Raw genomic sequence first — 1,072 nt, forward strand, 5'->3', positions numbered from 1 at the left:
TCGACCACGGTCGTCGTGCACAGCACCGTGCCGTCACCGTCGGTCACGGTGATCGTGTCGCCATCGTCACCGCTGCCCGAGAACGTCGGCGTCGCTGTGTCGACGACAGCACCGTCGGCGGGACCCGTGATCACCGGGGCCGTGGGGACCACAGTGTCCACGGCCAGCTCGATCGGAGTACCGTCCGTCGAGTTACCCGCGGGGTCGGTTGCCGTCGGTGTGATTGTGTTGGTCCCTTCCGGCAGCGGATCGGTCGGCGTGCACGACCAAACGCCATCGACGACAGTCGTCGTGCACAGCACCGTGCCGTCACCATCGGTCACCGTGATCGTGTCGCCATCGTCACCGGTGCCCGAGAAAGTCGGCGTCGCATCCGTCACCACGGCACCATCAACCGGACCTGTGATGACGGGAGCTGCAGGGGCAACCGTGTCGACCGTCAGATCGATCGGATCGCCCTCCGTCGAGTTCCCGGCCGAGTCCGTCGCCGTGGGTGTCATCGTGTTCACGCCTTCCGGCAGCGGATCGGTCGGAGTGCACGACCAGGCACCATCCGTGACGGTGGTCGTGCAGAGCACGGCGCCGTCTCCGTCGGTCACGGTGATCGTGTCGCCGTCATCGCCCGTTCCGGTGAACGTCGGCGTCGCATCCGTCACCACATCGCCGTCCTCGGGACCGGTGATCACCGGGGCAGACGGGCGACCGTGTCCACCATCACGTCGATGGGATCGCCCTCGGTCGAGTTGCCGGCGGGGTCGGTCGCGGTCGGGGTGATCGTGTTCACGCCTTCCGGCAGCGGATCGGTCGGAGTGCACGACCAGGCGCCATCGACGACGGTCGTCGTGCACAGCACCGTGCCGTCGCCATCCGTCACCGTGATCGTGTCACCATCGTCACCGGTGCCCGTGAACGTCGGCGTCGCATCCGTCACCACAGCACCATCCGCCGGACCAGTGATGACCGGAGCGGACGGGGCCACCGTATCCACGGTCACGTCGATCGGATCACCCGCGGTCGCGTTCCCCGCCGGATCGGTCGCGGTCGGCGTGATCGTGTTCGTCCCCTCCGGCAG

General features: G+C 67.8%; 2 protein-coding genes. Both read right to left on the reverse strand.

Going from position 1 to position 1,072, the window contains the following annotated elements:
• Window positions 1-686, reverse strand: a 686-nt coding sequence (locus GZ67_RS20075; RefSeq protein WP_231481705.1) for an Ig-like domain-containing protein, incomplete at its 3' end; no start/stop codon positions are given.
• Window positions 683-1,072 (reverse strand): Ig-like domain-containing protein (locus tag GZ67_RS20080; RefSeq protein WP_231481706.1); only part of this gene is annotated, 390 nt, incomplete at its 5' end. The genes GZ67_RS20080 and GZ67_RS20075, both read right to left, overlap by 4 nt.

The organism is Microbacterium sp. Cr-K20 (assembly GCF_000708325.1).
Classification (GTDB): Bacteria; Actinomycetota; Actinomycetes; order Actinomycetales; family Microbacteriaceae; genus Microbacterium.